Annotated in this window: 25 protein-coding genes and 1 other RNA gene; 10 read left to right on the forward strand and 16 right to left on the reverse strand. The window is 62.4% G+C overall.

Annotated features, from left to right (window positions below):
• Nucleotides 1-73: 73 nt before the first annotated feature.
• The 3 genes from B9Z50_RS02950 to dapF are packed head-to-tail and all read right to left on the reverse strand — an operon-like array spanning nt 74 to nt 2,648.
• Nucleotides 74-1,048 (reverse strand): tyrosine recombinase XerC, encoded by a 975-nt coding sequence (locus B9Z50_RS02950; RefSeq protein WP_108362539.1) that lies wholly within the window; start codon nt 1,046-1,048, stop codon nt 74-76.
• An 18-nt stretch (nt 1,049-1,066) separates the two neighbouring features.
• Entirely contained in the window at nt 1,067-1,753 is a 687-nt protein-coding gene (locus B9Z50_RS02955) for a DUF484 family protein (protein ID WP_108362151.1), read from the reverse strand.
• A gap of 25 nt (nt 1,754-1,778) precedes the next feature.
• Complete coding sequence (gene dapF, locus B9Z50_RS02960) at nt 1,779-2,648, reverse strand: diaminopimelate epimerase (RefSeq protein ID WP_108362152.1); 870 nt, start codon at nt 2,646-2,648, stop codon at nt 1,779-1,781.
• A gap of 51 nt (nt 2,649-2,699) precedes the next feature.
• Between dapF and B9Z50_RS02965 the strand changes: the two genes are divergently transcribed.
• The 3 genes from B9Z50_RS02965 to B9Z50_RS02975 all read left to right on the forward strand — a co-directional run bounded on the left by B9Z50_RS02965 (nt 2,700) and on the right by B9Z50_RS02975 (nt 5,776).
• Nucleotides 2,700-4,346, forward strand: coding sequence for an MBL fold metallo-hydrolase (locus B9Z50_RS02965; protein ID WP_108362153.1), 1,647 nt, complete (start codon nt 2,700-2,702; stop codon nt 4,344-4,346).
• Nucleotides 4,347-4,374: 28 nt separating this feature from the next.
• Entirely contained in the window at nt 4,375-5,070 is a 696-nt protein-coding gene (locus B9Z50_RS02970; RefSeq protein ID WP_108362154.1) for a S4 domain-containing protein, read from the forward strand.
• Nucleotides 5,071-5,254: 184 nt separating this feature from the next.
• A complete protein-coding gene (locus B9Z50_RS02975; protein WP_108362155.1) occupies nt 5,255-5,776 on the forward strand; it encodes an Rrf2 family transcriptional regulator in 522 nt (173 codons plus the stop codon).
• A 76-nt stretch (nt 5,777-5,852) separates the two neighbouring features.
• Here the strand turns inward: B9Z50_RS02975 and rnpB are convergent.
• An RNA gene (rnpB, locus tag B9Z50_RS02980) (RNase P RNA component class A) lies at nt 5,853-6,205 on the reverse strand.
• Nucleotides 6,206-6,360: 155 nt separating this feature from the next.
• Here rnpB and cysK point away from each other — a divergent pair.
• Nucleotides 6,361-7,281: a cysteine synthase A gene (gene cysK, locus B9Z50_RS02985; protein ID WP_108362156.1), complete on the forward strand. Its 921-nt coding sequence runs from the start codon at nt 6,361-6,363 to the stop codon at nt 7,279-7,281.
• A gap of 42 nt (nt 7,282-7,323) precedes the next feature.
• Nucleotides 7,324-9,141 carry an NAD(P)/FAD-dependent oxidoreductase gene (locus B9Z50_RS02990; RefSeq protein WP_108362157.1) on the forward strand — a complete coding sequence of 606 codons (1,818 nt, stop codon included), beginning with the start codon at nt 7,324-7,326 and terminating at the stop codon, nt 9,139-9,141.
• 257 nt (nt 9,142-9,398) lie between these two features.
• On the opposite strand, the gene B9Z50_RS02995 is transcribed toward B9Z50_RS02990, so the two are convergent.
• The 3 genes from B9Z50_RS02995 to B9Z50_RS18140 all read right to left on the reverse strand — a co-directional run bounded on the left by B9Z50_RS02995 (nt 9,399) and on the right by B9Z50_RS18140 (nt 10,787).
• Nucleotides 9,399-9,692, reverse strand: a complete 294-nt coding sequence (locus tag B9Z50_RS02995) for a hypothetical protein (protein ID WP_108362158.1) — start codon at nt 9,690-9,692, stop codon at nt 9,399-9,401.
• A 63-nt stretch (nt 9,693-9,755) separates the two neighbouring features.
• Complete coding sequence (locus tag B9Z50_RS03000; RefSeq protein ID WP_108362159.1) at nt 9,756-10,391, reverse strand: LuxR C-terminal-related transcriptional regulator; 636 nt, start codon at nt 10,389-10,391, stop codon at nt 9,756-9,758.
• 63 nt (nt 10,392-10,454) lie between these two features.
• Nucleotides 10,455-10,787, reverse strand: a complete 333-nt coding sequence (locus tag B9Z50_RS18140) for a hypothetical protein (protein ID WP_199221653.1) — start codon at nt 10,785-10,787, stop codon at nt 10,455-10,457.
• On the opposite strand from B9Z50_RS18140, the gene B9Z50_RS03010 reads away from it, so the two are divergent.
• On the forward strand, nt 10,782-11,084 hold the full coding sequence (locus B9Z50_RS03010; RefSeq protein WP_108362540.1) for a VF530 family DNA-binding protein: 303 nt from the start codon (nt 10,782-10,784) through the stop codon (nt 11,082-11,084). The genes B9Z50_RS18140 and B9Z50_RS03010 overlap by 6 nt on opposite strands.
• Nucleotides 11,085-11,102: 18 nt before the next feature.
• On the opposite strand, the gene B9Z50_RS03015 is transcribed toward B9Z50_RS03010, so the two are convergent.
• From B9Z50_RS03015 to glmS, 3 genes are all read right to left on the reverse strand, one after another.
• Nucleotides 11,103-11,567: an SET domain-containing protein gene (locus B9Z50_RS03015; RefSeq protein ID WP_108362160.1), complete on the reverse strand. Its 465-nt coding sequence runs from the start codon at nt 11,565-11,567 to the stop codon at nt 11,103-11,105.
• A gap of 16 nt (nt 11,568-11,583) precedes the next feature.
• The gene (locus tag B9Z50_RS03020) at nt 11,584-12,684 is read right to left on the reverse strand and encodes a calcium/sodium antiporter (RefSeq protein ID WP_108362541.1); all 1,101 of its coding nucleotides are present in this window, start codon (nt 12,682-12,684) and stop codon (nt 11,584-11,586) included.
• A 95-nt stretch (nt 12,685-12,779) separates the two neighbouring features.
• The gene (gene glmS, locus B9Z50_RS03025) at nt 12,780-14,642 is read right to left on the reverse strand and encodes a glutamine--fructose-6-phosphate transaminase (isomerizing) (RefSeq protein WP_108362161.1); all 1,863 of its coding nucleotides are present in this window, start codon (nt 14,640-14,642) and stop codon (nt 12,780-12,782) included.
• 147 nt (nt 14,643-14,789) lie between these two features.
• Between glmS and B9Z50_RS03030 the strand changes: the two genes are divergently transcribed.
• Nucleotides 14,790-15,275, forward strand: coding sequence for an Lrp/AsnC family transcriptional regulator (locus tag B9Z50_RS03030; protein WP_108362162.1), 486 nt, complete (start codon nt 14,790-14,792; stop codon nt 15,273-15,275).
• Between the two features lie 32 nt (nt 15,276-15,307).
• Here B9Z50_RS03030 and glmU read toward each other — a convergent pair whose 3' ends face one another.
• A complete protein-coding gene (gene glmU / locus B9Z50_RS03035) occupies nt 15,308-16,714 on the reverse strand; it encodes a bifunctional UDP-N-acetylglucosamine diphosphorylase/glucosamine-1-phosphate N-acetyltransferase GlmU (RefSeq protein ID WP_108362163.1) in 1,407 nt (468 codons plus the stop codon).
• Nucleotides 16,715-16,937: 223 nt separating this feature from the next.
• Between glmU and B9Z50_RS17390 the strand changes: the two genes are divergently transcribed.
• Entirely contained in the window at nt 16,938-17,450 is a 513-nt protein-coding gene (locus B9Z50_RS17390; protein WP_146183148.1) for a hypothetical protein, read from the forward strand.
• Nucleotides 17,447-18,307, forward strand: a complete 861-nt coding sequence (locus tag B9Z50_RS03040) for a DUF6279 family lipoprotein (RefSeq protein WP_108362164.1) — start codon at nt 17,447-17,449, stop codon at nt 18,305-18,307. Before B9Z50_RS17390 ends, B9Z50_RS03040 begins: the two co-directional genes overlap by 4 nt.
• 119 nt (nt 18,308-18,426) lie before the next feature.
• Here B9Z50_RS03040 and B9Z50_RS03045 read toward each other — a convergent pair whose 3' ends face one another.
• From B9Z50_RS03045 to B9Z50_RS03055, 3 genes are all read right to left on the reverse strand, one after another.
• A complete protein-coding gene (locus B9Z50_RS03045) occupies nt 18,427-19,440 on the reverse strand; it encodes an MBL fold metallo-hydrolase (protein WP_108362165.1) in 1,014 nt (337 codons plus the stop codon).
• Nucleotides 19,441-19,517: 77 nt separating this feature from the next.
• Complete coding sequence (locus B9Z50_RS03050) at nt 19,518-20,147, reverse strand: TetR/AcrR family transcriptional regulator (RefSeq protein WP_108362166.1); 630 nt, start codon at nt 20,145-20,147, stop codon at nt 19,518-19,520.
• Between the two features lie 12 nt (nt 20,148-20,159).
• Nucleotides 20,160-20,744, reverse strand: coding sequence for a 5-formyltetrahydrofolate cyclo-ligase (locus B9Z50_RS03055; protein ID WP_062402518.1), 585 nt, complete (start codon nt 20,742-20,744; stop codon nt 20,160-20,162).
• Between the two features lie 9 nt (nt 20,745-20,753).
• Here B9Z50_RS03055 and B9Z50_RS03060 point away from each other — a divergent pair, with 9 nt between their 5' ends.
• Nucleotides 20,754-22,730 (forward strand): lytic transglycosylase domain-containing protein, encoded by a 1,977-nt coding sequence (locus B9Z50_RS03060; protein ID WP_108362167.1) that lies wholly within the window; start codon nt 20,754-20,756, stop codon nt 22,728-22,730.
• A gap of 19 nt (nt 22,731-22,749) precedes the next feature.
• On the opposite strand, the gene B9Z50_RS03065 is transcribed toward B9Z50_RS03060, so the two are convergent.
• Together B9Z50_RS03065 and B9Z50_RS03070 are read right to left on the reverse strand one after the other, a co-directional pair.
• The gene (locus tag B9Z50_RS03065; protein ID WP_108362168.1) at nt 22,750-23,046 is read right to left on the reverse strand and encodes a polyhydroxyalkanoic acid system family protein; all 297 of its coding nucleotides are present in this window, start codon (nt 23,044-23,046) and stop codon (nt 22,750-22,752) included.
• Nucleotides 23,039-25,129 (reverse strand): molybdopterin-dependent oxidoreductase, encoded by a 2,091-nt coding sequence (locus tag B9Z50_RS03070; protein ID WP_108362542.1) that lies wholly within the window; start codon nt 25,127-25,129, stop codon nt 23,039-23,041. The genes B9Z50_RS03065 and B9Z50_RS03070 overlap by 8 nt, the downstream gene beginning before the upstream one ends.
• Nucleotides 25,130-25,166 lie beyond the last annotated feature (37 nt).

A 25,166-nucleotide genomic window follows, 5' to 3' on the forward strand; every position in this document is an offset into this window, starting at 1 on the left:
GCGACGAATTCAAGCACTGAGCCAGCACACCGGGCATGGCCCCAAACCGCCGTCGCTTGGCCCGCACGGGGCTTCATTTGCGTTTGGCGCGGGGGTGGGCTGCGTCGTAGGTTTTGGCCAGGTGCTGGAAATCCAGCCGCGTATAGACCTGGGTGGTGCTGATGTTGGCGTGGCCCAGCAACTCTTGCACCGCCCGCAAGTCGCCGCTGGACTGCAACACATGGCTGGCAAAGGAATGGCGCAGCATGTGGGGGTGCACCGGGGTGGCCAAGCCCGCCAGCAGACTGCGGCGCTTGAGGCGCTGCGCCACGCCGCGTGGCGTCAGGCGCGTGCCGTGGCGGCCGGGAAACAGCGCCAGCGCCAAAGGGGATGCGCCAGGGACAGGGTGTGTCAGCATGCCGGTCAACTGCGGCCGCACGGCCAGCCAATGTGTCAGCGCCTCGATGGCCGCACGCCCCAAAGGCACGCTGCGGCGCTTGCTGCCTTTGCCCTGCACCTGCACCTCGGTGTTTTGTAAATCAATCCAGCCGCGCCCGGCACGCGCCGCTTCGGTGCTGGCCACCACGTCCAGCCCGGTCAACTCGGCAATGCGCAGGCCACAGCCGTACAGCAGCTCCACCATGGCCGCGTCGCGGGCTTCCAGCCAAGGGTCGTCGTTGTCTTCTTCGTGCTCGGCCAGTTGCACCGCTTCGTCCACACCCAGTGCCTTGGGCAAGGGCTTGGCCACACGCGGGGCCCGCACATCGGCCACCGGGTTGAGCGGGATCAGGCCCTCGCGCCCCAGCCAGGTGTAAAACCCGCGCCAGCCCGACAAGATGAGCGCAATGCCGCGCCCGCTGCGCCCGGCACTGTGCATCTGTGCCACCCAACGGCGCACATGGCCACTTTGCACCTGCAGCAAGGGCACTTGGGACGCCGCCGCCATCTCGGTCAAACGGCTCAAATCCAACTGGTACAAGGTGCAGGTGCGTTCGGCCAAGCGCTTTTCAAAGCGCACATGGTCCAGGTAACGGGTCACCAGCGGGTCGGTAGCCGCCGCGTCCGCCATGGCCGCGTCCGCCACGGTTCAAGCCTGCTTTTGCAAGACCGACAAAGCAGCACCCGCCAACTCGGCCAGGCGCTCGAGCAAGTCGGTGCCCATCTGGCTGTTGAAGCGCTGGGCGTCTGGAGAGGCCAGTACCAGCAAGCCAAAAGCCGGCTGGCCCGGTGCCGCACGCAAAGCGAGCAGCGCCAAAGAAGCCGCTTGGGTCGGCTCGTCCAGCCACTGCACGGCTTCGTAGCCCGTGTTCGGCCCCAGATAAGGCCGGTCCAGCGAGGTGGCCAGCACCTGCATGGCCTCGGTCACGCCCTGGGCATATGCCGCCTGGGCGTGAACGCCCTGCAGGGACCACAAACGCAAAGCCACCTGTGGCACCTGAAACAGTTCGCGGATGTTGTCCGCCGCCGAAGCGACCAGCTGGTCTTGGGGCGTCACCAGCAACTCACACGACCAGCGGTGCAGCTTGTCGGTGAGGATCATGTTCTCGTTGCCGTGCCGGATCATGTCCATGATGCGATGCTCCAAGGCCTTGATCTTGTCGCGCAGCATTTGCGCCTGCCGCTCTTGCAGGCCCACGGCGCGGTGGCTTTGCGGGTGCGTCAACTGCACCGTGGCCAAGAGCGAAGCGTGGCGCTCAAAGAAGTCCGGCGTGTTGACCAAATAGTCGGCAATGTCGTCTTCGGTGATCGGGCTCATGGGTTCGGGCGTGGTCATGGGAAGGCTCCAGAAATTCAAAAGTTCAAAGTGAGTCAGGCACGTCGATGCTGCCCTCAAAAACAGAGGTGGCCGGGCCGGTCATCAGCACCGGGCTGTCGGCCTGGCCGGCCCACTCGATGGTGAGCACACCGCCGTGGGTCTGCACATCGACACGGCTGTCCAGCCAACCTTGGCGAATGCCCGCGACCACGGCCGCGCAAGCGCCCGTGCCACAGGCCAGGGTCTCGCCCGCGCCGCGCTCAAACACCCGCAGCTTGATTTGGCTGCGTGAGACGATCTGCATGAAGCCCGCGTTCACCCGGTTGGGGAAAGCGGGGTGTTTTTCAATCAGCGGCCCTTGGGCCAGCACCGCAAAGGTGTCCACGTCGTCCACGCGCTGCACCGCATGCGGGTTGCCCATCGACACCACGCCAACACGGGCCGTACCCAACTCGCCCAGCACCAAATCGAATACCGGCCAGCCATTGACCTGGTCGCTGATGAGGCCCACGGGCACGAAAGGCACACGCTCCCAGTCGAACACTGGCGCCCCCATGTCCACCGTGACGCGGCCATCGGGGTTCATGCGCAGCTCAATCTCGCCTTGCTGCACCTTCACGCGCACGTTGCTTTTGTCGGTCAGGCCCTTGTCACGCACGTAGCGCACAAAACAGCGGGCCCCGTTGCCGCAATGCTCCACCTCACCGCCATCGGCGTTGTGGATCACGTATTCGAAGTCCAGCCCGGGCGCGGGCGATGGCCGCACCGTCAGGATTTGGTCGGCGCCCACGCCAAAGTGGCGGTCGGCCAAAAAGCGGTATTGGGCCGTGGTCAGGCCCAATCGGCCTTGCGTCTCGTCGAGCACGACAAAATCGTTGCCGGCTCCTTGCATCTTGGTAAAGCGAATGTGCATGGCCGCGATTATGGCCCGGTCGGTAGGGCCTCAGCCGCCTGATAATGGGGCATGGCACGCACCTCCCAACTCCTCTACCCCCAACGTGAACCCGCGCCCCTGCGCCCAGCCGCCACCGTGCTGCTGCTGCGCGATGGTCCCAACGGCGTCGAAGTCTTGATGACCCGCCGCGCCATGACGGCCAGTTTCGCGCCCGGTGCTTATGTGTTTCCCGGCGGCATGATTGACGCCGCCGATGCCCAGGCGCACAGCTTGGCGCAGCGCCGCCCCAGCCAAAGCGACCTGCACCTGACGCAAGCGATTGCCGCCATCCGCGAGAGCTTTGAAGAGCTGGGCATTTTGTTCGCCCGCCATGCCGATGGGCGCTGGGCTGACGCGAGTGACATTGCAGCGATCGACCGAAAAGGCCCTTTTGCTGACCAATGCCAGACCAAAGGCTTGCGCCTCGCCGCCGAGCAAGTCTTTGTGCTGGCCCACTGGATCACCGACCGCGACCTGCCACGCCGCTTTGATGTGCCCTTTTTGGTGGCCCGCATGCCCGAAGGCCAAACCCCGGTGGCCGATGAGGCTGAGCAGTTTGAGCCCGTCTGGATGCGCCCATCTGACGCGCTGACCCGCCACGAAGCGGGTGATTTCTTCATGGTCTACCCGACCATCCGCACACTCGATCGCCTCAAAGCCTTTGCCCATGTGGATGCCATCTTGCAAGCCTGCGCCGTCAACGACGAGCCGCTGTGGACCAGCTGCCCCCGCGCAGGTTGGCTGGCGGGCAACGAAGCGCGATATATGGAGCACGAAGCGCCCTTTGGCGAATTGGCCTTGGTCACGCCCGACGGGCAAATCCACCACCACCTGGACTGGAAGACCGACCAAGCCGTGCCGCTACTGCAGAACGTGCAGCGCCTCACCGCCCCCAACCCCGGCGTGATGACAGGCCCCGGCACCAACAGTTATTTGGTGGGCGACCCGAACACGGGCTACATCGCCATCGACCCCGGCCCGGCCGACAACGACCACCTGCAACGCATCTGGCGTGCGGCGGGCGGGCAAATCAAAGCCATCGTCTGCACCCACTCCCACCCGGACCATTCACCCGGCGCGGCCCCGCTGCAGGCACTTTGCACGAACAAGCCCCCGATCCTGGGCCTGGCCTCCCAACCGACCGCCCGCGCCAACAGCCGCTTCACCCCGGAGCGCGAGCTGGCCGATGGCGAAAAACTGGTGCTGCAAGGCATCGGCGTGGATGGCGAGATCACCCACACCCTGCGCGTGGTGCACACCCCCGGTCACGCGGCCAACCACCTGTGCCTGGTGCTCGAAGAAGACGGCCTGCTGTTTTCAGGTGACCATGTGCTCAACGGCAGCACCACCGTGATCGACCCGCCCGACGGCCACATGGGCGACTATTTGGATTCACTGGACAAACTGGCTGCGGCGTGCGAAGCCGGAGGCATTGAATTCATCTTGCCCGCGCACGGCCATGTGCTGGGTTTTGCCCACCAAGCCATCACGCATCTGAAGGCCCACCGCTTGAAGCGCGAAGCCAAAATAGCCGCCACCATGCAGGCCCTGCCCCAGGGCAGCTTGCAAGAGTGGGTGGAAAAAGCCTACGACGACGTGCCGTCTCGCTTGTGGCCCGTGGCGGCACGTTCGCTGCAAGCGCATGTGGACCACATCCGCGAACAAGCGTTGTCTTGATTCGCTTTGAGCATTTTTGAAAGCATCGATGATTTCCTCTGAAGAAGGCATTCGCCTGGCCAAACGCGTGGCCGCCGAGCAAAACTGCTCTCGCCGCGAAGCCGAAGCCCTGATCGTGGCCGGTGGCGTGCAGGTGGCGGGCAAAGTGGTCACCGACCCGGCACGCCGTGTGCGGCCCGAGCAAACCGTTCAAGTCAACCGCCTGGTCTCCATGGCGGCGCTGGCCCCCATGACGCTGGTGCTGTTCAAACCCGCGCACCGGGTGGCCAATCTGGCCTGGCTGCAGGACACCGTGGGCCTCAAAGCCCCCCAGCCCGGCCTGTGGGGCCCCGAGCGCCTGGCCAAAATGCAAATGCCCCTGCCACTGGCCAAACCGGCCAGCGGGCTGTGCATCTTCACCGACGATGTGGGTGTGCTGCGCCACCTGGAAGACCGCCGCAGCCCTATGGAGCAAGAATGGATGGCCACCCTGAGCGGCGAAGTGCCCGAAGGCCTGATCAAGGCCCTGAACGGCCCGGGCATCCGCGCCAGCATCAACCGCCAGACCGACCAACTCACGGTGCTGCGCATCGCGGGCAAAGACATCGATGGACTGGACCTGGGCCGCTGGCTGGACGAACAATGCCCCCTTCAGGACCTGCGCCGCCAACGCGTGGGCCGCATCGGTTTGGCCCCCTTGGAGCCGGGGCAATGGCGGCAGACGGAAAGCCATGAACGGTTTTAATCTGTTTTTAATCTGCCAAAAGGGTTAAAAAAGGCGGATTTACCCTTGAATAAGCCCGGTTTATCACCACCTGACACTACAGTCTGAGAAAATGACCGTTCAGTCACCCCTGCACACAATGCAGTCTTGACCCCACAGGATGGCCTGCTTTTGCAGGTCACCAAAACGCAGAAAGGAGCCCACCATGCGTTTGAGCACCAAAAGCCGATTTGCCGTCACCGCCATGATCGATGTGGCGTTGCGCGAAGACCGTGGACCCGTTTCGCTGGCCGCCATCAGCACGCGCCACCAAATTTCCCTGTCCTACCTGGAACAGCTCTTCAGCAAACTCCGCCAGCATGGCCTGGTCGAGAGCACCCGTGGCCCCGGCGGCGGTTATTCGCTGTCGCGCAATGCTGAAAAAATCACCATGGCCGACATCGTGGGTGCGGTCGACGCCCCTACAGAAGAAGAAGCCGCGGCCGAAGGCGGCTGGATGAACAGCGAGCTGTGGGCCAGCCTGAACGAAAAAATGCTGACCCACCTGCAGTCGATCACCTTGCGCCAACTGGTGGCCGAGCAACGCACCAAAGGCGTGACCGTCGAGCCTGCACCGCAACCAGCCGTCAAGCGCGGCGTGTTTGCCAAGCCCAAAAGCACTTTGAAGATCACTGCGCCCAACTCGGTGTTTGCTCTGGCAGGCAGTCTCATGCCTTCTCGCGGCTGAGCTACTGACGGTTTAATGCCCCCATTAAAAAACCCGCTTCGGCGGGTTTTTTAATGGGCTGCGCCCTGAGAAAAAAGTGTGAAGCCCGCCGATAAGCCGGATTCTGTGCACAACGGTTGCCCGCTGTGTGACCGCCATTACTCTGGGCCGGGGGTCGCCCACCCGGCTCGGTGCTACCTACCCGCCAACTCACCCCGCGGAACCACAGGGAGAAAGAATGCGGCGAACCGCGCCCCTTCAGGAAGGCCTACTTGGTATTGCTGCGCGTAGAGATTGCCCGTTTCACCCGAACTCAATCGGCTCGTCTCTGTTGCTCTGATCCTCACCTCACGGTGGAGAGGTGTTACCTCCTACGCTGTCCTGTGCAGTCCGGACGTTCCTCCAGTGCCTCCTTTCGGAGATTGCACCAGCGACGGTCTGGCGTGCTTCACCGGGTGATTATCGCCTGAGCGCAGGGCGCGGGCCCCGGGGTGTTTTCAGCGGGCGCTTGGTGCCACGTTCATGCCCAGTTTGTGCCGCACAAGACATTCAAGCCAAGCCCCCTCGCGCACAATGCAAGCCTCCCGCCACCCCTTGGAAAACACATGAAAGTCCACTCCATTCTCGACACCATCGGCCACACGCCCCATGTGCGCATCCAGCGCCTGTTTGGCACGGGTGCCCATGTCTGGATCAAATCCGAACGCAGCAACCCCGGCGGCTCGATCAAGGACCGCATCGCACTGGCCATGGTCGAAGCGGCAGAACAATCAGGTGCTTTGCAGCCAGGAGGCACCATCGTGGAGCCCACTTCGGGCAACACCGGCATCGGTTTGGCCATGGTGGCCGCCGTCAAGGGCTACAAGCTGGTGCTGGTCATGCCCGACAGCATGAGCATCGAGCGACGCCGCCTGATGCTGGCCTATGGCGCGAGCTTTGACCTGACACCCCGCGCCGAAGGCATGAAAGGGGCGATTGCCCGGGCCCAAGCCTTGGTGGCCAGCACGCCCGGCGCGTGGATGCCCCAGCAGTTTGAAAACCCGGCCAATATCGATGTCCATGTGCGCACCACGGCGCAAGAAATCCTGGCCGACTTTCCGGATGGCATTGACGCCCTCATCACGGGGGTGGGCACGGGCGGCCACCTGACGGGCACAGCCCGCTTGCTCAAGGCCAAGTTCCCGAATCTCCAAGTATTTGCGGTCGAGCCTGCAGCCTCACCTGTGATTTCGGGCGGCGCGCCTGCACCCCACCCTATTCAAGGTATTGGCGCGGGCTTCATACCCAAAAACCTGGACACCCGCCTGCTCGACGGCGTGATCCAAGTCGACGCCGAAGCGGCCCGCGAATACGCCCGCCGCTCAGCCCGCGAAGAAGGCATGCTGGTTGGCATCTCATCGGGCGCCACGCTGGCGGCCATTGCCCAAAAACTGCCCGACTTGCCTGCCGGCGCCACGGTGCTGGGCTTCAACTACGACACGGGTGAGCGGTATTTGTCGGTCGATGGCTTCCTGCCTCAAGGATAATCACCGCTTCTTGCTTGATAACCACAAGCCACAGAGGTTGCCATGATCCGGATTTCAGAACTCAAACTCCCCTTGTCGGCCCTGCCGATTGAATCGCGCCGCGCTGCCGACGCGCCGTCCGAAACCGACGAAGACCGCCTGCCCACACCGCACCCCATCGCGGCCTTGCGCCAACTGGCGGCCCAAGCCTTGGGCATCAACGCCACCGACATCGCCACGTTGCACGTCTTCAAACGCAGCTTTGACGCCCGCAAGGCCGACTTGCTGGCGGTCTACATCGTGGACCTGTCGCTGGCCGATGAGCAGACCGAAGCTGCCTTGCTGCACCAGTTCGAGAAAAACCCACACATCCAGCCCACACCCGACATGGCGTGGCACGCGCCCTGCCAGGCCCCGGCCAGTTTCGGCGCGCAAGAAGGCGAGCGCCCGGTGGTGGTGGGCTTTGGCCCTTGCGGCATGTTCGCGGCCCTGGCGCTGGCGCAAATGGGTTTTAAGCCCATCGTGCTGGAGCGCGGCAAACCCGTGCGCGAACGCACCAAAGACACCTGGGGCCTGTGGCGCAAAAAGGTGCTCAACCCCGAAAGCAATGTGCAGTTTGGTGAAGGCGGCGCAGGCACCTTCAGTGACGGCAAGCTCTACAGCCAAATCAAGGACCCGCGCCACCTGGGCCGCAAGGTGATGGACGAATTCGTCAAAGCTGGCGCGCCTGCAGACATCCTGTACGCCGCACACCCGCACATCGGCACCTTCAAGTTGGTCAAGGTGGTGGAGCACATCCGCGAGCAAATCATTGCGCTGGGCGGTGAAATCCGTTTTGAGCAGCGCGTGAGCGATGTGCTGCTCGCCCCCACCGCAGACGGCCAACAACTCACCGGGCTGCAGGTGCAAGACCTGCGCACGGGCGAAAACCAAACCCTGCACACCCGCCATGCCGTTGTGGCCCTGGGCCACAGCTCGCGCGACACCTTCGTCATGCTGCACCGTCGGGGCGTGGCCATGCAGGCCAAAGCGTTTTCGATCGGCGTGCGCATCGAGCACCCGCAAAGCGTGATCGACCAAGCCCGCTGGGGCCGCCACGCGGGTCACCCGCTGCTGGGCGCGGCCGACTACAAACTGGTTCACCACGCGCAAAACGGCCGCGCGGTCTACAGCTTTTGCATGTGCCCCGGCGGCACCGTGGTGGCAGCCACCAGCGAGCCGGGCCGTGTGGTGACCAACGGCATGAGCCAGTACTCGCGCAATGAGCGCAACGCCAACGCGGGCATGGTGGTGGCGATTGACCCGCCCGACTACCCGCTGGACACAGCCGCCTGGCAAGCCGCCTTTGGCGAGCAAGATGGCGCCCAACTGGCTCAAGAAGCACACGCCTTAGCAGCGCAACAGCCCCCTGTGCCACACCCGCTGGCCGGCATCGTGTTGCAGCGGCAACTCGAAACACGCGCCTTTGAAGTGGGCGGCAGCAACTACGAAGCACCCGGTCAACTGGTGGGCGACTTTTTGGCGCAGCGCCCCTCGACCACCTGGGGCAGCGTGCTGCCGTCTTACAAACCCGGCGTGAAATTGGTTGACTTGGCCGAGGTGTTGCCGGACTACGCAGTGGCCGCCATGCGCGAAGCGCTGCCGGTGTTTGGCCGCAAGATCAAGGGCTACGACATGGCGGATGCAGTAATGACCGGGGTGGAGACGCGCACCTCTTCGCCCCTGCGAATTCCACGCGGCGACGACCACCAAAGCACCAACACCCGAGGCCTGTATCCGGCCGGTGAAGGCGCCAGTTACGCGGGCGGCATTTTGTCGGCGGGCGTGGACGGCATCAAGGTGGCCGAGTCGATGGCGCGGGCTCTGACGTCGCCCACTTGAGCCTGTGGGTGCCATCAAGCACCATAGACAGAAATGCCCAGCGCGTGCAGCAGCAGTGCATGGCGGACGACCACAGGCCTTCGTCCCTGCAGCGCTCAGATCTCATCAATTTCAAGCATCAGCGCCATGCCAGCCACGTGTCGCGCCATACAGAGCGCATCCACTGACAGCACCACTTGCCAAGCCAGTTTAAAAAGAATCGTGCGCCGTCACTGTTCGATTCAGCACACAGACGGTCACAAGGGCACGTGGCTCACTCATTGAACCCCTGAGGGCACAAAGGGGGTACGCAGTTGGCCATGCACGGGCCGCACCGCATCGATGCGCTCGGCAATGCCCAAGGCTTCTTTCAGGTGCTCGTGCGCATTGAAGCTGTGGTGCTTGGACAGTTTGGCGTGGTGCAAAGCAGCTTTGAAGGCACCGGATTGGTGATGACGCGCGGCTTCCTTGTTGCGCTGGTAGGCGTACAACAACTCCTCCGACGCACGCCGAAAATGGTCGCTCATGTGCTCCACATAGGCCGTTTCGATGAGTTGGTTTTCGTCGCTCATGGGTTCTCCTTCTTGCGTTGATGGCGATTTCTCAAAGGGGCTTTTTGCAGTCTTTGTGGGCGATCACGTCAAACCGTTTTCCTGCATGTAGCGCTGCAGCGACATGCGGCCCGGGCAGTTGAGATTTTGGTAGATGTGGTGCAGGTGCAGCTTGGCCGTGCCTTCGCTGATAAAGAGCTTGCTGGCAATCTTCTTGTTGGGCCAGCCTTCGGTGACCATGCGGGCCACCGTCATTTCGCGCGGAGTCAACAGGCTCGATGCCTTGGCGCTTTTCTTTTGCTGCTCCAGCAAAAAGGACATGGTTTTCATGGTCAGGTCGCGATCAAGCCACTTGTCACCCTGGTGCACCGTGTGAATGCAACGCGCCAGCACTTGCCTGGACTTGTCTTTGGACACGAGACCGGGCACGCCCATGTCGATGACGCGCATGACCTCGCCAATGGGCGCCCCCGTGAACACCACGGGCTTGGTGGGCAACTGGTGGTGCTGCATTTCTTCAATCAAAGACAGTCCGCTGCGTTGGGTGAGCGACAAGTCCATCACCAAGATATCGGGCTGGTATTTACGTACCGCCGCCAAAACATCGTTGCCATTGCTCACACAGGCTTTGACCGAAAAGTCGGGCGACTGTTGAAAGTCATGCGCAAGGCCGTCCAGCATCACTGGATGGGGGTCGGCCAAAACCATTTCAATGCTCATGGGGTGTGTTCTTTCTGCAGTGGAAACAACTGCCCCACCGCCCCAACTTGGGTGGCTCGGCAATCATGAAAAAAACCTTCTGCACCACGATAGGCCTGCGAGCGCAAGTCTGAAATCCCCGTAAACAGTGAAGTCCTTACTGCCAAACGAGTAAACGGCGTACGAGGCCGAATCACCTTCGACTTCGCCATGCTTCGTCTCAAACACCACCGCCGCGTTCATCGACAAGGGGGCGATGTGCGCAAACAAGGCGGCCAGGCAACTGTGCAGGATCACCCCCTTGTTAAGGATGGGGCCGCGCTTGATGTTGAGCAAGCACCCGTCAGCCGCGAACGAGCGCGCTGCTGCCCGATCCAGAGCTGCGGTCTGTTTTACATGGACAATCAGGCCATGCAAGACGACCGCCCCTCTGTGCCCACGCCCCCCAATCCTCCAACAGAGCCCGCCACCACCGCGCGTGCGGTCCAACCGCGCAACCCGCTGCACGGCCTCACGCTGGAGGCCATCGTCACGCAACTGGCCGACTTTTACGGTTGGGACGATCTGGGCCAGCGCATCCCGATTCGCTGCTTCACGCACGAACCCAGCGTGGGCTCCAGCCTGAAGTTCTTGCGTAAAACCCCTTGGGCACGTGAGAAAGTGGAAAGCCTGTACCTGTTCATGCTGCGCGATCAAAAGCGCCAAGGCTTTTAACCGCCTGCGCCAAGCTCTTCAAAGAGCCAGCATCGTGCCCCGGCACTTTTTGGCCCCGCATCGACAGGCATAACGGGCCTTCAAGGCAACACTCATGGGCTCGTCACTCACCAAGCCGTAATCGAAGGTCAGCTCCTCGCCCTTGAACACGGGCCTGCGCGTCAAGATGAAGATGCGGCCCCGGTCCTCGTCGGGCACACAATTGGGGCGGCATGAGTGGTTGATCCATTTGGAAGCGTTGCCACCGTGCAGCGCATCGATCACCCGCCCATCGTCCAGGTGAAAGTAGAAGGTATGGTCGGGGTTGGCCGCATCGTGCGGGTGGCGGGCAATGGCCTCGGCCATGCTGATGACCTCGCCCACATACTCAATGAGCCGCTCGCCTGCGGCCAGGTGCCGCGCAGCGAACACACCTTGGCCATGCACGCCAGACCGCTCCACACGGATCGGGCTGTCAACAGAGTCGGCCAAGAGTGGCTTCATGCCCAATCAAGCCCCATCATGCCCGCCTGCGTACCACCGACACCACGAGCGTGATGACGGTGAGCGGCACCACAAAACTCAGCATCACGCTGCTGAAAGCGCCCAAAGCATCGTGCTGCTGCGCCGCCAAAATCAAATAAGACACATAGGCCACGTAATAGCCGGCGAAGACGCTGCCTTCCCAGCGGGCGATCTCGCCCCCGGTGATAAACATGGGCAGGCAAGCCAGCGCCACGGCCAGCATCACCCAGATGTCGAAAGCCAGCAAAGATGGTGCCACCACCAGGCCCGCGCCGCCTGCCACCACGCCACTGATGCCCAAACAACCCAAAATGTTGAAGATGTTGCTGCCCACCACATTGCCCACGGCGATGTCGCGCTCCCCCTTGAGGGCCGCCGCAATCGAAGTGGCCACCTCCGGCATGGACGTGCCTGCCGCCACGATGGTCAACGCAATCACCACATCACTCACACCCAGGGCCTTGGCAAACACCACCGCCGCGTTCACCAGCCAGTCCGAGCCCAGCACCAGCAAAGCCAAACCCACTGCCATGAGTGCCAATTGCGCAGGCAGCTTGGCATCCCACGCGCCCGGGGGCGAGGCCTGCAGCTCGGCTTCGAACTCATCCGAACCCGATGCCGAAGCCTGGGCTGCGGCCCTGTCTGCTGCGGTTTCGCGGCGCGACTGCACCACCAAAAAACTGGTGTAAGCCACCAACAAGGCCACCAGCAAACCGCCCTCCCAAGGCGTCAGCTGGCCATCCATCGCCATCAAGACCATGAGCAAGGTCACGCCAAACATGATGGGCACTTCCTGCCGAATCAGCTGGCGGTGCACCACCAGCGGCACGATCAAAGCACTCAAACCCAAGATGAACAAAACGTTGAAGATGTTGCTGCCCACCACGTTGCCAATCGCCATGTCGGTCTTACCCTCCAGCACAGAAGCCACCGACACCGCGATCTCGGGCGCACTGGTGCCCAGCGCCACAATGGTCAGCCCCACCACCAAAGGCGAAATGCCAAAAGACAGCGCCAGCTTGCTCGCACCACGCACCAACACATTGGCTCCCAGCACCAAGCTCACCAGCCCAGCGACGAACAAGAACAAGTGGATCATGGGAACTTCACACTGAAAGAAATGAGGGTGTGAGCATAACCAGCTTGGGCATGACTCATGGATGAAGGGATGGAAGACGTGAGGTCAAAATTTCACTCCACGGTGACAGACTTCGCCAAATTTCTCGGCTTGTCCACATCCGTTCCCCTTGCACAAGCCGTGTGGTAACTGAGCAGCTGCAGCGGCACCACATGCAAGATGGGTGACAGCACGCCGTAGTGTTCGGGCATGCGGATCACGTTCACGCCTTCGCTGCTTTCGATTTTCGTGTCGCCATCAGCCAGCACATAGAGCACGCCGCCGCGGGCGCGCACTTCTTGCATATTGCTCTTGAGTTTTTCAAGCAGCTGGTCGTTGGGGGCCACGGTGACCACGGGCATGGCGCTGGTCACCAGGGCCAGCGGGCCGTGTTTGAGTTCGCCCGCTGCATAAGCTTCGGCGTGGATGTAGGTGATTTCTTTGAGCTTCAATGCGCCTTCCAGCGCGATGGGGTAGTGCGTGCCGCGGCCCAAGAACAGGGCATTTTCTTTGCTGGCGAATTCTTCGGCCCAGGCGATGATTTGCGGCTCCAGCGCCAGCACGGCTTGCAGCGCGGCGGGCAGGTGGCGCATGTCCTTGATGTGCATGGCTTCGTCGGCATCGCTCAAGCGGCCTTTGGTCTGCGCCAAGGCCAGCGTCAGCAAAAACAAACCGGCCAACTGCGTGGTGAAGGCCTTGGTGGACGCCACACCGATCTCAGCACCGGCGCGGGTCACGTAGGCGTGTTTGCACTCGCGCACCATGGCGCTGGTGGACACGTTGCAGATGGTCAGCGTGTGCAGTTGCCCCAAGCTCTGCGCGTGGCGCAGCGCGGCCAGGGTGTCGGCGGTCTCACCGCTTTGGGTGATGGTGACGATCAGCGTGTTGGGGTTGGGCACCGATTCGCGGTAGCGGTATTCGCTGGCGATCTCGACTTGGCAGGGCACTTTGGCGATCGCCTCGATCCAGTACTTGGCCACGCAACCGCTGTAGAAGCTGGTGCCGCAGGCCAAGATCAACACATTGTCGATGGCCTTGAAGGTGCTGTACGCGCCGTCGCCGAACAGCTCGGGCGTGATGCCCTCCACGCCTTCGAGCGTGTCGGCAATGGCTCGCGGTTGCTCGAAGATTTCCTTTTGCATGTAGTGGCGGTAGGGCCCGAGTTCGGCCGCGCCGCTGTGGGCGTGCACGGTTTTCACGGCTCGGGTCACGGCCTTGTGCTCGCGGTCCACCACCCAGTATTTGCCAAGCTGGATGTCGACCACGTCGCCCTCTTCCAGGTAAACGATTTGGTCGGTCACACCGGCCAGTGCCATCGCGTCGCTGGCGAGGAAGGTTTCGCCTGGGCCCACACCCAGAATGAGTGGTGAACCGGCGCGAGCGCCGATGACGCGCTGCGGCTCGTCTTTGTGGAACACGGCAATCGCGTAGGCACCGTGCAGTTGGCGGATGGCGGTTTTGACGGCTTCAAAAATATCGCCGTCGTACACGCTGTCCACCAGGTGCGAGATGACCTCGGTGTCGGTCTGGCTCAAAAACACATAGCCCTTGGCTTGCAGGGCGGCGCGCAGCTCGTCGTGGTTTTCGATGATGCCGTTGTGCACCAACGCAACCTTGCCAGGCTTGCCATCGGCCGCACCCGTGCCGTGGCTGAAGTGCGGGTGCGCGTTGTGCACGGCGGGGGCGCCGTGTGTGGCCCAGCGCGTGTGGGCGATGCCGGTGCCGCCTTCGATGTGGTCGGCGCTCACCTGGTCCATCAGCTCCGCCACACGGGCGGTGCTGCGCGCGCGCTGCAAGCCGCCCGTGCCGCCGCTCAGGCTGGCCGCGTGCACGGCCACGCCACAAGAGTCATAACCCCGGTATTCCAGCCGCTGTAGGCCTTGCACCAAGATGGGAACGATGTTGCGGGAAGAAACGGCGCCGACGATGCCACACATGTTGAAGCTCCTGAATGGGGTGTTTTCACAAATTGGTGCGATGTTAGGCCTGCCAATCTAAAATTTCAGATCAATATTTAAGGTTTTATGATTTAAAAATTTCATATAAATCGACTATTGAAATTAAATTTCATTAAAATAAAAATTATGGAATACAACGAACTTGATGCCATTGACCTGCAATTGCTGGACGCCCTGCAACGCGATGCGAGCATCAGCAATGTGGCGCTGGCCGAGCGGGTGAATGTTTCACCGCCCACCTGCCTGCGCCGTGTCAAACGGCTGACCGAGGGCGGCTGGATTGAGCGGCAGGTGGCCGTGCTCAGCACCGACCGCCTTGCCGCCACACTGGGCCATGGTCTAACGGCCTTGGTCGAAGTGTCTTTGGACAAGCAAGGCAGCGAGCACCTGGCCACCTTCGAAACCCGCGCCGTGGCGCACGATGCGGTGCAGCAGTGCTGGCGCGTGTCACCTGGCCCCGACTTCATGCTGGTCGTGCAGGCCCGCGACATGCCCCACTACTTGACCATCAGCCAAACCCTGTTCACACAAGACGCCAATGTGCGCAATGTGAAGGCTTTTTTTGCGACCAAACGGGCCAAGTTCACCACCACCTGGCCGGTTTTTTCATAGATTGACAGGTCAGGCCGACATGCCCGACTGGGTCAAACCTTCGGCTTTTTCTCTGGCCGCTTCCAGTTCGCGATGCTGACTTGCTTGCCCCGTGCCACGCTCAAGCTGCCCGGCTCGGTGCTCTTGGTGATGGTGGAGCCGCCGCCCACCGTACCGCCTGCACCAATGGTGACCGGAGCCACCAAGACGCAGTTGCTGCCGATGTGCACATCGGCTTCGATCACGGTGCGGTGCTTGTTGGCACCGTCGTAGTTGGCGGTGATGCTGCCCGCGCCATAGTTCACCCGCTCGCCGACCGTGGCGTCGCCTAAGTAAGCCAAGTGATTGGCTTTGGCGCCCTGGGCCAGGGTGGAATTTTTCACTTCCACAAAGTTGCCGATGTGCACTTCGGCGGCCAACTGCGCACCCGGGCGCAGTCGGGCAAAGGGGCCAATCAGTGCGCCCTCGCCGACCGACACGCCGAGTTTTTCGCCGTCGATGTGGGTAAAGGGGTGGATGACCGCGCCCGCTGCGATGGTGCAGTTGGCGATCACGCAGTTCGCGCCCACCTTCACGCCTTCGCCCAAAGACACCCGGCCTTCAAAAACGCAGTTCACGTCGATTTCAACGTCTTGCGCACAGTCGAGTTGGCCGCGCAGGTCGAAGCGGGCGGGGTCTTTCAGGCGCACGCCTTGTTCCATCAGGCGATGCGCTTGGCGCAGCTGGTGGGCACGTTCCAGCTCGGCCAGTTGAACCGGGCTGTTGACGCCAGCCACTTGCACCGGGTCTGTGATTTTGTGCGCCACCACAGCCACACCATCGGCCACGGCGAGCTTGACCACGTCGGTCAGGTAGTACTCGCCTTGCACGTTCTGGTTGTCGATGCGGCCCAGCCAGCCTTTGAACAACCGAGCAGGCACGGCCATGATGCCGCTGTAGACCTCTTGGATCTGTCGCTGCGCCTGGCTGGCGTCTTTGTGTTCAACGATGGCCTGCACCTGGGCGCCTTCTCGCACGATGCGGCCGTAACCAGTGGGGTCGGCCATGTCGAGGGTGAGCAGCGCCAGCTGATGGCCACCGCATTGGGCGATCAGCGCTTGCAGGGTGTCCGCCTGGGTCAAAGGCACATCACCCGACAAGACCACCACCACACCGTCGTCGGCCAGCACCGGCACAGCCTGCTGCACGGCGTGACCTGTCCCCAACTGCGGCTCCTGGCGCACACACTGCACCGCCAAGGCCTGGCCCGGGGCCAACAGCACCGGCTCCACCTGTTCGGCACCGTGCCCGGTGATGACAACAGCCGAACGGGCGTTCAGCTGCGCGGCCGTGTTCAGCACATGCTGCACCAGTGGCACGCCCGCCAGACGCTGCAGCACTTTGGGCAGGCGGCTTTTCATGCGGGTGCCTTTGCCGGCGGCCATGATGACAACGTCGATGGGATAGGGGGAAGAACTCATGCGGGGCTTTCTGTCGTGCGATGAATGTGCAAAAAATGGCCTTGTGTACAGGCCGCGTTCGCCAGTTGCCATTATCGCCAGACGTTTTGGCTGTTTTTCACGCGCGAACCTGCCCGCTTGGCCTTGGGCTGAGGGCCAATCGGACATTGGGAGACAATCGGTCCTCACGGGTCACCCAACCCGAACCACAACCGATGCGCGTCATGAACCTGCGGAGCTTTGGATGAGAACCCGTTTACGAACAGCAGCTTGCTTGTTGGTCGCCTTTTTGCTGACCGCTTGTGGCGGGGGAAGCCCCTACACAGCAAGCATCCATGAAAGCTGCAAAATCTCACTTTTATACGCCAACGGATTTGCAACGGGTACCGGCACCCCCATCAGAACCACCCTGACTGAATCAGCGCCACGTCACTTCAACCCCTGCCCACTTCAAAACATCACTTCCGCTTCCGTGGCTTTGTGTCTTGACCATCCTCAAATTTCAGATCTCACAGCCCAATTGCGCTTGCCCGACAACAGCACACTGAGCTTGACCTTGCCAACAACTGTTTCTGGACCGGCCTGCTTGACCGGTGGAACTCTTTTCAACGTGCCTTTGCCGGCAAATCGCTTGCCTCTCCCCCACAGCGGTAGCGGAAATTGGACGGTCGGCGTCACCGAAACGGACGAAACTTACGAGTCGAATCCGCGAGGTTTTTTGGTGGGCTGGTCCATGCAAGTAGAAGGTCTCAAATGATCCGAACTTTTCTCACACTGGTGACCTTGCTGGTATTACAAGGATGCAGCGCCATCAAGCTCGGTTACCAGCAATTGCCCACACTGTCTTATTGGTGGCTCGACAACACGGTCTCGTTCAGCGGCAACCAGACGCCTGCGGCCAAGGAAGCGATTGACCAGCTTTTCCAATGGCACCGCCGCGAAGAGCTGCCCGGTTATGCTGCGCTGCTGCAACGCACCGCCGATCTGAGTGCAGGGCCCGTGCAGCCGGAGCAACTGTGCCGCGTGGTCGAGGAAGTGCAAGCCCGGCTTGACACCCTGATGCGCCAAGCGGTGACACAGGCCGCACCCGTGGCCATGGCGCTGGGGCCGCGCCAGCTCAGCCACATGGCGCGCCACTGGGAGCAACAAAACGAAGAATGGGAAAAAGAGTGGCTGCAGGGCGACGCCGATGCCCGCATGGCACGCCGCCTGGACAAGGCCCTGGGCCGCTACAACTCGTTTTACGGTGATTTGAACGCAGCACAAACCGCCCTGATCAAGACGCAATTGGCGCAATCCCCCTGGACGGCCGAATGGGGCCGACGCGACCGCCAGCGCCGCCAGCGCCGCCAGCAGGATTTGCTCTCGACGCTGCAACGCATCACACAAGGCAACCTGACGCAGGCGCAGACCGAAGCGCAGTTGTGGGGTGTTTGGCAGCGTTGGCTTCAACCGCCCGATGCGGGGCAGCGCGCCGTGGCCCAAAGCCTGTCGCAACTCGCTTGCGAGAATCTGGCGCAGCTGCACAACACCGCCACGCCCGAGCAGCGCGTGCGCGTGGCGCGGCGCTTGCGTGCCTACGAACGGGATCTGCTGGACCTGAACCGACCCTGATGTCCTGTCGTGATCATCTGCCCTGAAAACCTCGCCTGAAAATCAGCGCGTTTGGACAGCGTCCACAAAAAACCCGCCATAACGAGGCGGGTTTTTTAGTGGGTGCCTCCCAACAGGGCTCAGCTTTGCAAGGCTTTCCACATCTCCATGTCGCGCTCGGCCGTCCAGATGCGGGGGTTCTTGATGCCGCTGGCTTCGTCATAAGCGCGTGTCACGTCAAAAGGCAGGCAGTGCTCATAAATGAACACATGGCCAAACACCGGGTCCATGCTCTTGCGGGCGTGAGCCATCGCAGCTTTGAGGTCCATCTTGGCGGCCACGGCTTCCTTGCCGGCCTGGAACAAGGTGGTCACCCAGCGCTGGGTGTAGTCCAACGCCTTGTTCACGTTGGCATTGCCCTTCATGGCTTCGCCACGACCGGGCACGATGAACTCGGCGTTCAGGGCACGCAGTGCTTCCAGCGTGGCGGGCCACTCCTCGAGTTGCGCGTCGCCCGTGTACACACCGGCTTCGTACTCGACCAGGTCGCCCGAGAACAGCACTTTCTCTTCTTCCACCCAGGCAATCGTGTCGCCACGGGTGTGGCCCGGGCCCGGGTGCCAGATTTGCACCACCACGCCGCCCAGGTTGATGCTCAGCTTGCCGGGGACCTCGCCTTTTGTCGGGTTACCGCCGCCGACCACAATGGTGGGCCAAGTCAGGCCCGGGATGCTGTCTGCGCCACGGAACAGGCGCGGAAAGCGCTCCATCTCGCTTTTCATGTCTTGTGCGCCGCGCTCTTTGATCAGGTCCAAAGTGCCTTCGCTGGCGATGATCTCGGTCGCGCCCTCAGCCGCGTAGGCATAGGCGCCCAGCACACGCACCGCGTGGTAGTGGGTCAACAGCACATATTTGATGGGCAGGTCGCTGACGGTGCGGATCTTCTTGATCAGGTCTTGCGCCATGGCCGGGGTGGCGGTGGCGTCGCTGACCATGATGAAACGGTCCCCGATGATCACGCCGGAATTGGGGTCGCCCTCGGCGGTGTAGGCCCAGCAGTGCTCGCTGAGTTGCTCGAAAGTGATCTTCTTTTCGGTCAGATCGGCCTGGCTGGCAAAGGCTTTGACTGGGGCCTGGGGGGCTGCTTTGGACATCGAAATTTCTCCGGTCTGTGAAGGGCGTGATTTTACCTAAACGAAATGCATTACGGATTGTTGAATTCCATGCACATTCAACCCAAACCCTTTTCCAGCATCCCGATCACCTCATCGGCGAAGGCCGCATAACTGATCGGACCACCCGGGCGCAGCCAGGTGAAGGTCCAGTTGATCATCCCCAAGAGCATCATGGTCAGGGCCGTCTGGTTGGTGGGGGTCAGGCGCTCGGGGTAGGCGCGCTTCATGAAGCGGGTCATGGCGGCCACGATGTCGCGCTGGCGGTTCAAGATCAGCTCACGCGGTGACACAGATGCCCCGCCCAGGACCGGGTCGGGTGCGTCACTCAAAAACTGGGTGTCATTGAGCAAGGCCGCGTGCCGGGTGGCTGAGCTTTCGTATTCCTGCAAAAACGCCCGCACCAGCTCGTGCAAGGTGGCCCGCTCGTTCAGGTCCTTGCGCTGGGCAGTGGCCTCGGTCTGCGCAATCACCCCCAGCAGCCGCTGGGTGTGGCGGTCCAGCAGGTCAAACAAAATGGCTTCTTTGCTGTCGTAATAGTGGTAGAGCCGCGCCTTGGAGGTGCCGCAAGCCGCAGCGATCTCGTTCATGCTGGCGGCCGGATAACTGCGCTGGGCAAAGCATTGCGCCGCAATGTCGAGGATCGCGTCGCGTTTGATGTCGTGGGTTGCGGATTTGGGTCTGGCCATGACGCATGGGCCTCAAACGGGCCACACCACCCCGTTGTCGTTCAAGATCGCGTCGAGTGGCTCATCGTGGTCTTCGGGCTCCAGATCGTCCAAAAAACCGTGGGTGTAGCCCAGGCCCACCGTGAAGGGCTTGGGCTGCAAAGTGGCCAGGGTGCGGTCGTAAAAGCCGCCGCCGTAGCCCAGGCGGTAGCCGCCAATGCCGTAGCCCACACAGGGCACAAACAACAAGGTGGGCACGATGACTTCGGTGTCCTTGGGCTTGGGAATGCCGTAGGCGTCTTCTTCCATCGGGCAGCCGGGGTACCAGGTGTGGAAGGTCAGGGTTTTGTGCTGCTTGTTGACCACGGGCAAGCCAATTTGGCGTCGCTGCGGCTCACCGTGCAGTTCGCCGTCTTCTTTCCAGCGGTGCAGCGCGGGCAGAGGGTCAAACTCGCCCTTGATGGGCCAGTAAGCGCCGATCACCGTGTCGGGGCGGTCAAACAACCAGATGCGCATGACGCGCTGCAAGGCTTCGGCCCGCGCCAGGCGATCCGGCAGGTTCAACCTTTCTTCCACCAAGGCTTTTCTCAAGGCGCGTTTTGCTTCGGCTTTGTCCATAATCAACCCATGAAATTCAGACGCATTTTGACACTGCTGAGCGCCATGGCCGTGACAGGCTTGTGGGGCTGGCCTGCCCAGGCCCAAAACCGGGGCGACGAGGTGCTGCTGGAGATGCAGCAAGCCTTTCGCAAAAATGATGCCAAAAGGCTCTCGACCCTGCTGCCCCAAGCCCGTGGCCATGTGCTGGAGCCCCTGGCCGCCTATTGGGACATGCGCACCCGGCTGGACACTGCGCCCACCTCAGAAATCCGCAGCTTTTTGAACACCTACGCGGGCAGCTACTACGAAGACCGTTTGCGCAACGATTGGCTGCAACAGCTGGGCAAACGCCGCGATTGGGCCACCTTCACCGCCGAATACCCCCGCTTTCGCATGCGTGATGACCGCGAAGTGCGCTGCTACGCCCTGGCCACCGAGGCCATGAACAGCAAGGCCGACGTGGCCGAAGAAGCCCTGCGCCTTTGGTATTCGCAGCGCGAAGCCGACGACGGCTGCGCCTATGTGGCCGAACACCTGCACTCGGTCCGCCAGATTCAGGCGCTGGACCTGTGGCGCAAGGCACGCATCGCCATGGACGCCAACCGCCCACGCGCTGCGCAAACAGCGGTGGACATCGAGGCACCCCGCCTGTCCGAACAGGTGGCCCTGATCCACGCCGACCCGGCCAAGTACCTGGACAAGCGCATCCTGGCCATCACCCGCAGCCGCAAAGAGCTGGCCGTGCTGGCCTTGATCCGACTGGCGGCCAAAGACCCAGACCAAGCAGCGGATTTGCTCACTCGCCGCTGGTCCATTCAACTGAGCCCAGAGGAGCGAAACTGGACCTGGGCCGTGATCGGCAAACAAGCCGCCCAAAAACTGCAAGACAACGCCGCCAGCCACTTTGCCAAGGTGCAAAAAGACAGTGACCTGAACGACGACTTGCTGGCCTGGAAAGTGCGTGCCGCCTTGCGTCAAGGCCAATGGCCTCAGGTGCTGAGCGCCACCCAGGCCATGAGCGCAGAAGCCCGCAAAGACTCGACCTGGGTCTATTGGCGTGCGCGCGCCCTGCTGAGCACGGCCCACAGCGACGCCCAACGCATCGAAGCCCAAAGTCTGCTGCGCCAGATCGCCAGCGTGCGGGGCTTTTATGAGCAACTGGCACTGGAAGACCTGGGCCAGGCCATCACCGTGCCAGAACGCCCAACAGCCCTGACGCCACAAGAAAAAGCTGCGGCCCTGAGCCACCCCGGCTTGCAACGCGCCTTGTACGCCATGGCCATCGGCCTGCGCTCCGAAGGCAACCGCGAATGGAACTACAGCACCCATTGGCATCAGCCCGGCGTCATGAACGACCGCGAACTGCTGGCGGCCGCTGACATGGCCTGCCAGCGCCAGGTCTGGGACCGCTGCATCAACACCAGTGAGCGCACAAAACACGTCATCGACTTTGAGCAGCGTTTTCCCACGCCGCTGCGCGAGACGGTGGTGCGCCGCGCTGGCGAAATCCGCCTCGACCCGGCTTATGTGTACGGTTTGATCAGGCAAGAAAGCCGCTTCGTCATGGACGCCCGCTCTCATGTGGGGGCATCCGGCCTGATGCAGGTCATGCCCGCCACCGCCAAATGGACCGCCAAAAAGATAGGCCTGGCCAACTTCACCCCAGACCAGATTACCGACCGCGAGGTGAACGTGGCCATTGGCACCGGCTACTTGAAACTGGTGCTGGATGATTTTGAAGGCTCCATGCCCATGGCCACCGCCGCCTACAACGCCGGCCCCAACCGCCCGCGCCAATGGCGCAACGGCCCGGTGCTCGAGGCGGCCATCTGGGCTGAGAACATCCCGTTTCACGAAACGCGCGATTACGTGAAAAAGGTGCTCGCCAACACCACCAACTACGCCGCCATCTTGACACGCCAGCCGCAGTCACTCAAAGCCCGATTGGGGACCGTGGGGCCACGCACTTCGCCTGTGGCGGGGGTGAACACAGACCTGCCTTGAATCAGGCCCGCCCCTGATTTCAGGCCACTGGGCCCAGCAACGCATCCAGGTTGGCATTGATTTTTTGTTCAATCTTGCCGCTGTAGGCACCCAGCAAAAAGCCCAGTTTCAGGTGCAGATCAAACCGGGTCTCGGTCACCGTCAGCTCGCCGCTCACACCACTGCGGGCAAAACGCATGTGGTCTTCGGACTCTCCGGGCTCGGACTCGCAGCTCATGCCCCAGTCTTGCTCGGCCTGCTCACGCCAGCGTTCGGCCACGGCGCGTGCACCCGCCAATCCCAGTGTGTGTTCACGTTCGATCTTGAGTTCAGGCATGGGACTCTTTCTGAGCTTGAGGGGCAGCGAATTCGGGATCCAAAGACACTTCCACCAGACAGTCGTAAAAAACGGGCGCACGGCCCAAATCGGTCAGGTGCTGGCTGGTCAGCTCGTTCACATTGGTGCCATTCAGGCCCAGCTTGCGCCACCAAATGCCCAAGCCGTTGACCACGCCGGGGCGCGCCCGCTGGTTCACACGCGCCTTGCAGTGGTAAGTGCCCCGGTCGTTGAAGACGCGCACCACCGCGCCGTCGGCAATGCCCCGCTGGGCCGCATCCTCGGGATGCATCTCCAGCACGGGCTCGGCCTCGATGTCGCGCAGGCTTTGCACGTTGACAAAGGTCGAATTGAGGAAGTTGCGCGCAGGCGGCGAAATCATGGCCAGCGGGTAGCGGCCACCCGGTGCTGCCAGCTCGTAATTGGGCAAGTGGTCAGGCAAGCCATCCAAGCCTTGGTCGGCCAGGCGCTGGCTGAAAAATTCGCAGCGACCCGAGGGTGTGGGAAAGCCGCCTTGCGCAAAGGGCGCATCGGGCACGGGCAAAGAAGCAAAGCCGTGCGCCAGCAGCTGCTCAAAGTCATTCTCGTCGCCAATGGCACTGCGGCACAGGCTTTCGTCGCTCTCGGCGAAACACGCATCGTCAAAACCCATGCGGGCAGCCAGTGCCCGGAAGATGTCGGTGTTGGTGCGCGCACCGCCCACGGGCGCAATCGCCGGGCGGTTGAGCAGCACGTCGGTGTGGCCGTAACTGGTGTGGATGTCCCAGTGCTCCAGCTGCGTGGTGGCAGGCAAGATGAAATCGGCGTAGTCGGCTGTGTCGGTCTGAAAATGCTCGAGCACCACGGTGAACAGGTCTTCGCGGCCAAAACCCTGCACCACCTTGCCCGACTCGGGGGCCACAGCCACCGGGTTGCTGTTGTAAACAATCAAGGCTTCAATTTGCGGGCCGAATGCGGGCGATGCCGGGCGCAGCAAATCGTCGCCAATGGTGCTCATGTTGATGGTGCGCGGCCGCCGCTCGCCCAACAAGTCGGGCCGCTGCAAGGCCGCCCGCCGCACCGGAAAATGTCCCGAGCTGCTGAGCAAGACCCCGCCCGCCCGGTGCCGCCAAGCGCCCGTGAGCGCGGGCAAGCAAGCGATGGCCCGCACTGCGTTACCCCCGCCGCGCACGCGCTGCATGCCGTAGTTCAAGCGTATGGCGGCGGGCTGGGTGGTGCCCCAGTCGCGGGCCAGCTGCCGGATTTGTTCGACCGGCACGCCGCAGACTTCGGCCGCACGTTCGGGCGGCCATTGCAAAGCGCGGGCCTTCAAGGCCTCCCAGCCCAGGGTGTAGCGGTCAATGTAGTCTTGGTCGAGCCAGCCATGCACGATCAACTCGTGCATGAGCGCCAGCGCCAGCGCGGCGTCGGTGCCGGGGCGCAGGGCGATGTGTTCGTGGCATTTTTCGGCCGTCTCGCTGCGCCGGGGGTCGATGCAGACCAGCTTGGCCCCGTTGCGCTTGGCTTCTTGGGCAATGCGCCAAAAGTGCAAGTTGCTGCCAATCGAGTTGCTGCCCCAAATCACGATCAGCTTGGATTCGGCAAAAAACTCATTCTTCATGCCCACCTTGTTGCCCAAGGTCTGCGTCAGGGCTTCGGCCCCGGCCGAGGCGCAAATCGTGCGATCTAAAAGCGATGCGCCCAATTGGTGAAAAAACCGCGCCGCGATCGACTCGCTTTGCACCAAGCCCATGGTGCCCGCGTAGCTGTAGGGCAAGATGGCCTGCGGGTCGCGTGCGGCGATGGTTTGCAGCCGGGCGGCGATCGCGTCCAGCGCCTCATGCCAGCTCACCGGTTCAAACTGGCCCGAACCCTTGGGGCCGACCCGGCGCAGGGGTTGCAGCAGGCGATCGGGGTGGTAGGTGCGCTCGGTGTAACGCGAGACTTTGGTGCACAGCACACCGTCGGTGGGGACGTGCGCCGGGTTCCCTTGCACTTTGGTGGCTCGGCCGTTTTCGACCGTGGTGAGCAGTGCGCAGGTATCGGGGCAGTCGTGCGGGCATGCGCCGCGCACGGTCTGGGAGGCCAAAAGGGTGTCGGTCATGAGGCGATGGGAAGGGGGAAAGTCAGGCTGCAGGCAA

Origin of the sequence: Limnohabitans sp. Bal53, from assembly GCF_003063355.1 — a bacterium.
Lineage (GTDB): Bacteria > Pseudomonadota > Gammaproteobacteria > Burkholderiales > Burkholderiaceae_C > Limnohabitans_A.

Coding starts and splice junctions, on each gene's coding strand:
- B9Z50_RS03030 (WP_108362162.1), top strand. CDS start 14,790: ATGGAATACAACGAACTTGATGCCATTGACCTGCAATTGCTGGACGCC.
- B9Z50_RS03050 (WP_108362166.1), bottom strand. CDS start 20,147: ATGGCCAGACCCAAATCCGCAACCCACGACATCAAACGCGACGCGATC.
- dapF (WP_108362152.1), bottom strand. CDS start 2,648: ATGCACATTCGCTTTACCAAGATGCAAGGAGCCGGCAACGATTTTGTC.
- B9Z50_RS03010 (WP_108362540.1), top strand. CDS start 10,782: ATGCAAGACGACCGCCCCTCTGTGCCCACGCCCCCCAATCCTCCAACA.
- B9Z50_RS03060 (WP_108362167.1), top strand. CDS start 20,754: ATGAAATTCAGACGCATTTTGACACTGCTGAGCGCCATGGCCGTGACA.
- B9Z50_RS03040 (WP_108362164.1), top strand. CDS start 17,447: ATGATCCGAACTTTTCTCACACTGGTGACCTTGCTGGTATTACAAGGA.
- B9Z50_RS03070 (WP_108362542.1), bottom strand. CDS start 25,129: ATGACCGACACCCTTTTGGCCTCCCAGACCGTGCGCGGCGCATGCCCG.
- B9Z50_RS02955 (WP_108362151.1), bottom strand. CDS start 1,753: ATGACCACGCCCGAACCCATGAGCCCGATCACCGAAGACGACATTGCC.
- B9Z50_RS02995 (WP_108362158.1), bottom strand. CDS start 9,692: ATGAGCGACGAAAACCAACTCATCGAAACGGCCTATGTGGAGCACATG.
- glmU (WP_108362163.1), bottom strand. CDS start 16,714: ATGAGTTCTTCCCCCTATCCCATCGACGTTGTCATCATGGCCGCCGGC.
- B9Z50_RS03045 (WP_108362165.1), bottom strand. CDS start 19,440: ATGTCCAAAGCAGCCCCCCAGGCCCCAGTCAAAGCCTTTGCCAGCCAG.
- glmS (WP_108362161.1), bottom strand. CDS start 14,642: ATGTGTGGCATCGTCGGCGCCGTTTCTTCCCGCAACATCGTTCCCATC.
- B9Z50_RS02970 (WP_108362154.1), top strand. CDS start 4,375: ATGATTTCCTCTGAAGAAGGCATTCGCCTGGCCAAACGCGTGGCCGCC.
- B9Z50_RS03055 (WP_062402518.1), bottom strand. CDS start 20,744: ATGGACAAAGCCGAAGCAAAACGCGCCTTGAGAAAAGCCTTGGTGGAA.
- B9Z50_RS02965 (WP_108362153.1), top strand. CDS start 2,700: ATGGCACGCACCTCCCAACTCCTCTACCCCCAACGTGAACCCGCGCCC.
- B9Z50_RS02950 (WP_108362539.1), bottom strand. CDS start 1,048: ATGGCGGACGCGGCGGCTACCGACCCGCTGGTGACCCGTTACCTGGAC.
- B9Z50_RS02990 (WP_108362157.1), top strand. CDS start 7,324: ATGATCCGGATTTCAGAACTCAAACTCCCCTTGTCGGCCCTGCCGATT.
- cysK (WP_108362156.1), top strand. CDS start 6,361: ATGAAAGTCCACTCCATTCTCGACACCATCGGCCACACGCCCCATGTG.
- B9Z50_RS17390 (WP_146183148.1), top strand. CDS start 16,938: ATGAGAACCCGTTTACGAACAGCAGCTTGCTTGTTGGTCGCCTTTTTG.
- B9Z50_RS03015 (WP_108362160.1), bottom strand. CDS start 11,567: ATGAAGCCACTCTTGGCCGACTCTGTTGACAGCCCGATCCGTGTGGAG.
- B9Z50_RS03065 (WP_108362168.1), bottom strand. CDS start 23,046: ATGCCTGAACTCAAGATCGAACGTGAACACACACTGGGATTGGCGGGT.
- B9Z50_RS03000 (WP_108362159.1), bottom strand. CDS start 10,391: ATGAGCATTGAAATGGTTTTGGCCGACCCCCATCCAGTGATGCTGGAC.
- B9Z50_RS02975 (WP_108362155.1), top strand. CDS start 5,255: ATGCGTTTGAGCACCAAAAGCCGATTTGCCGTCACCGCCATGATCGAT.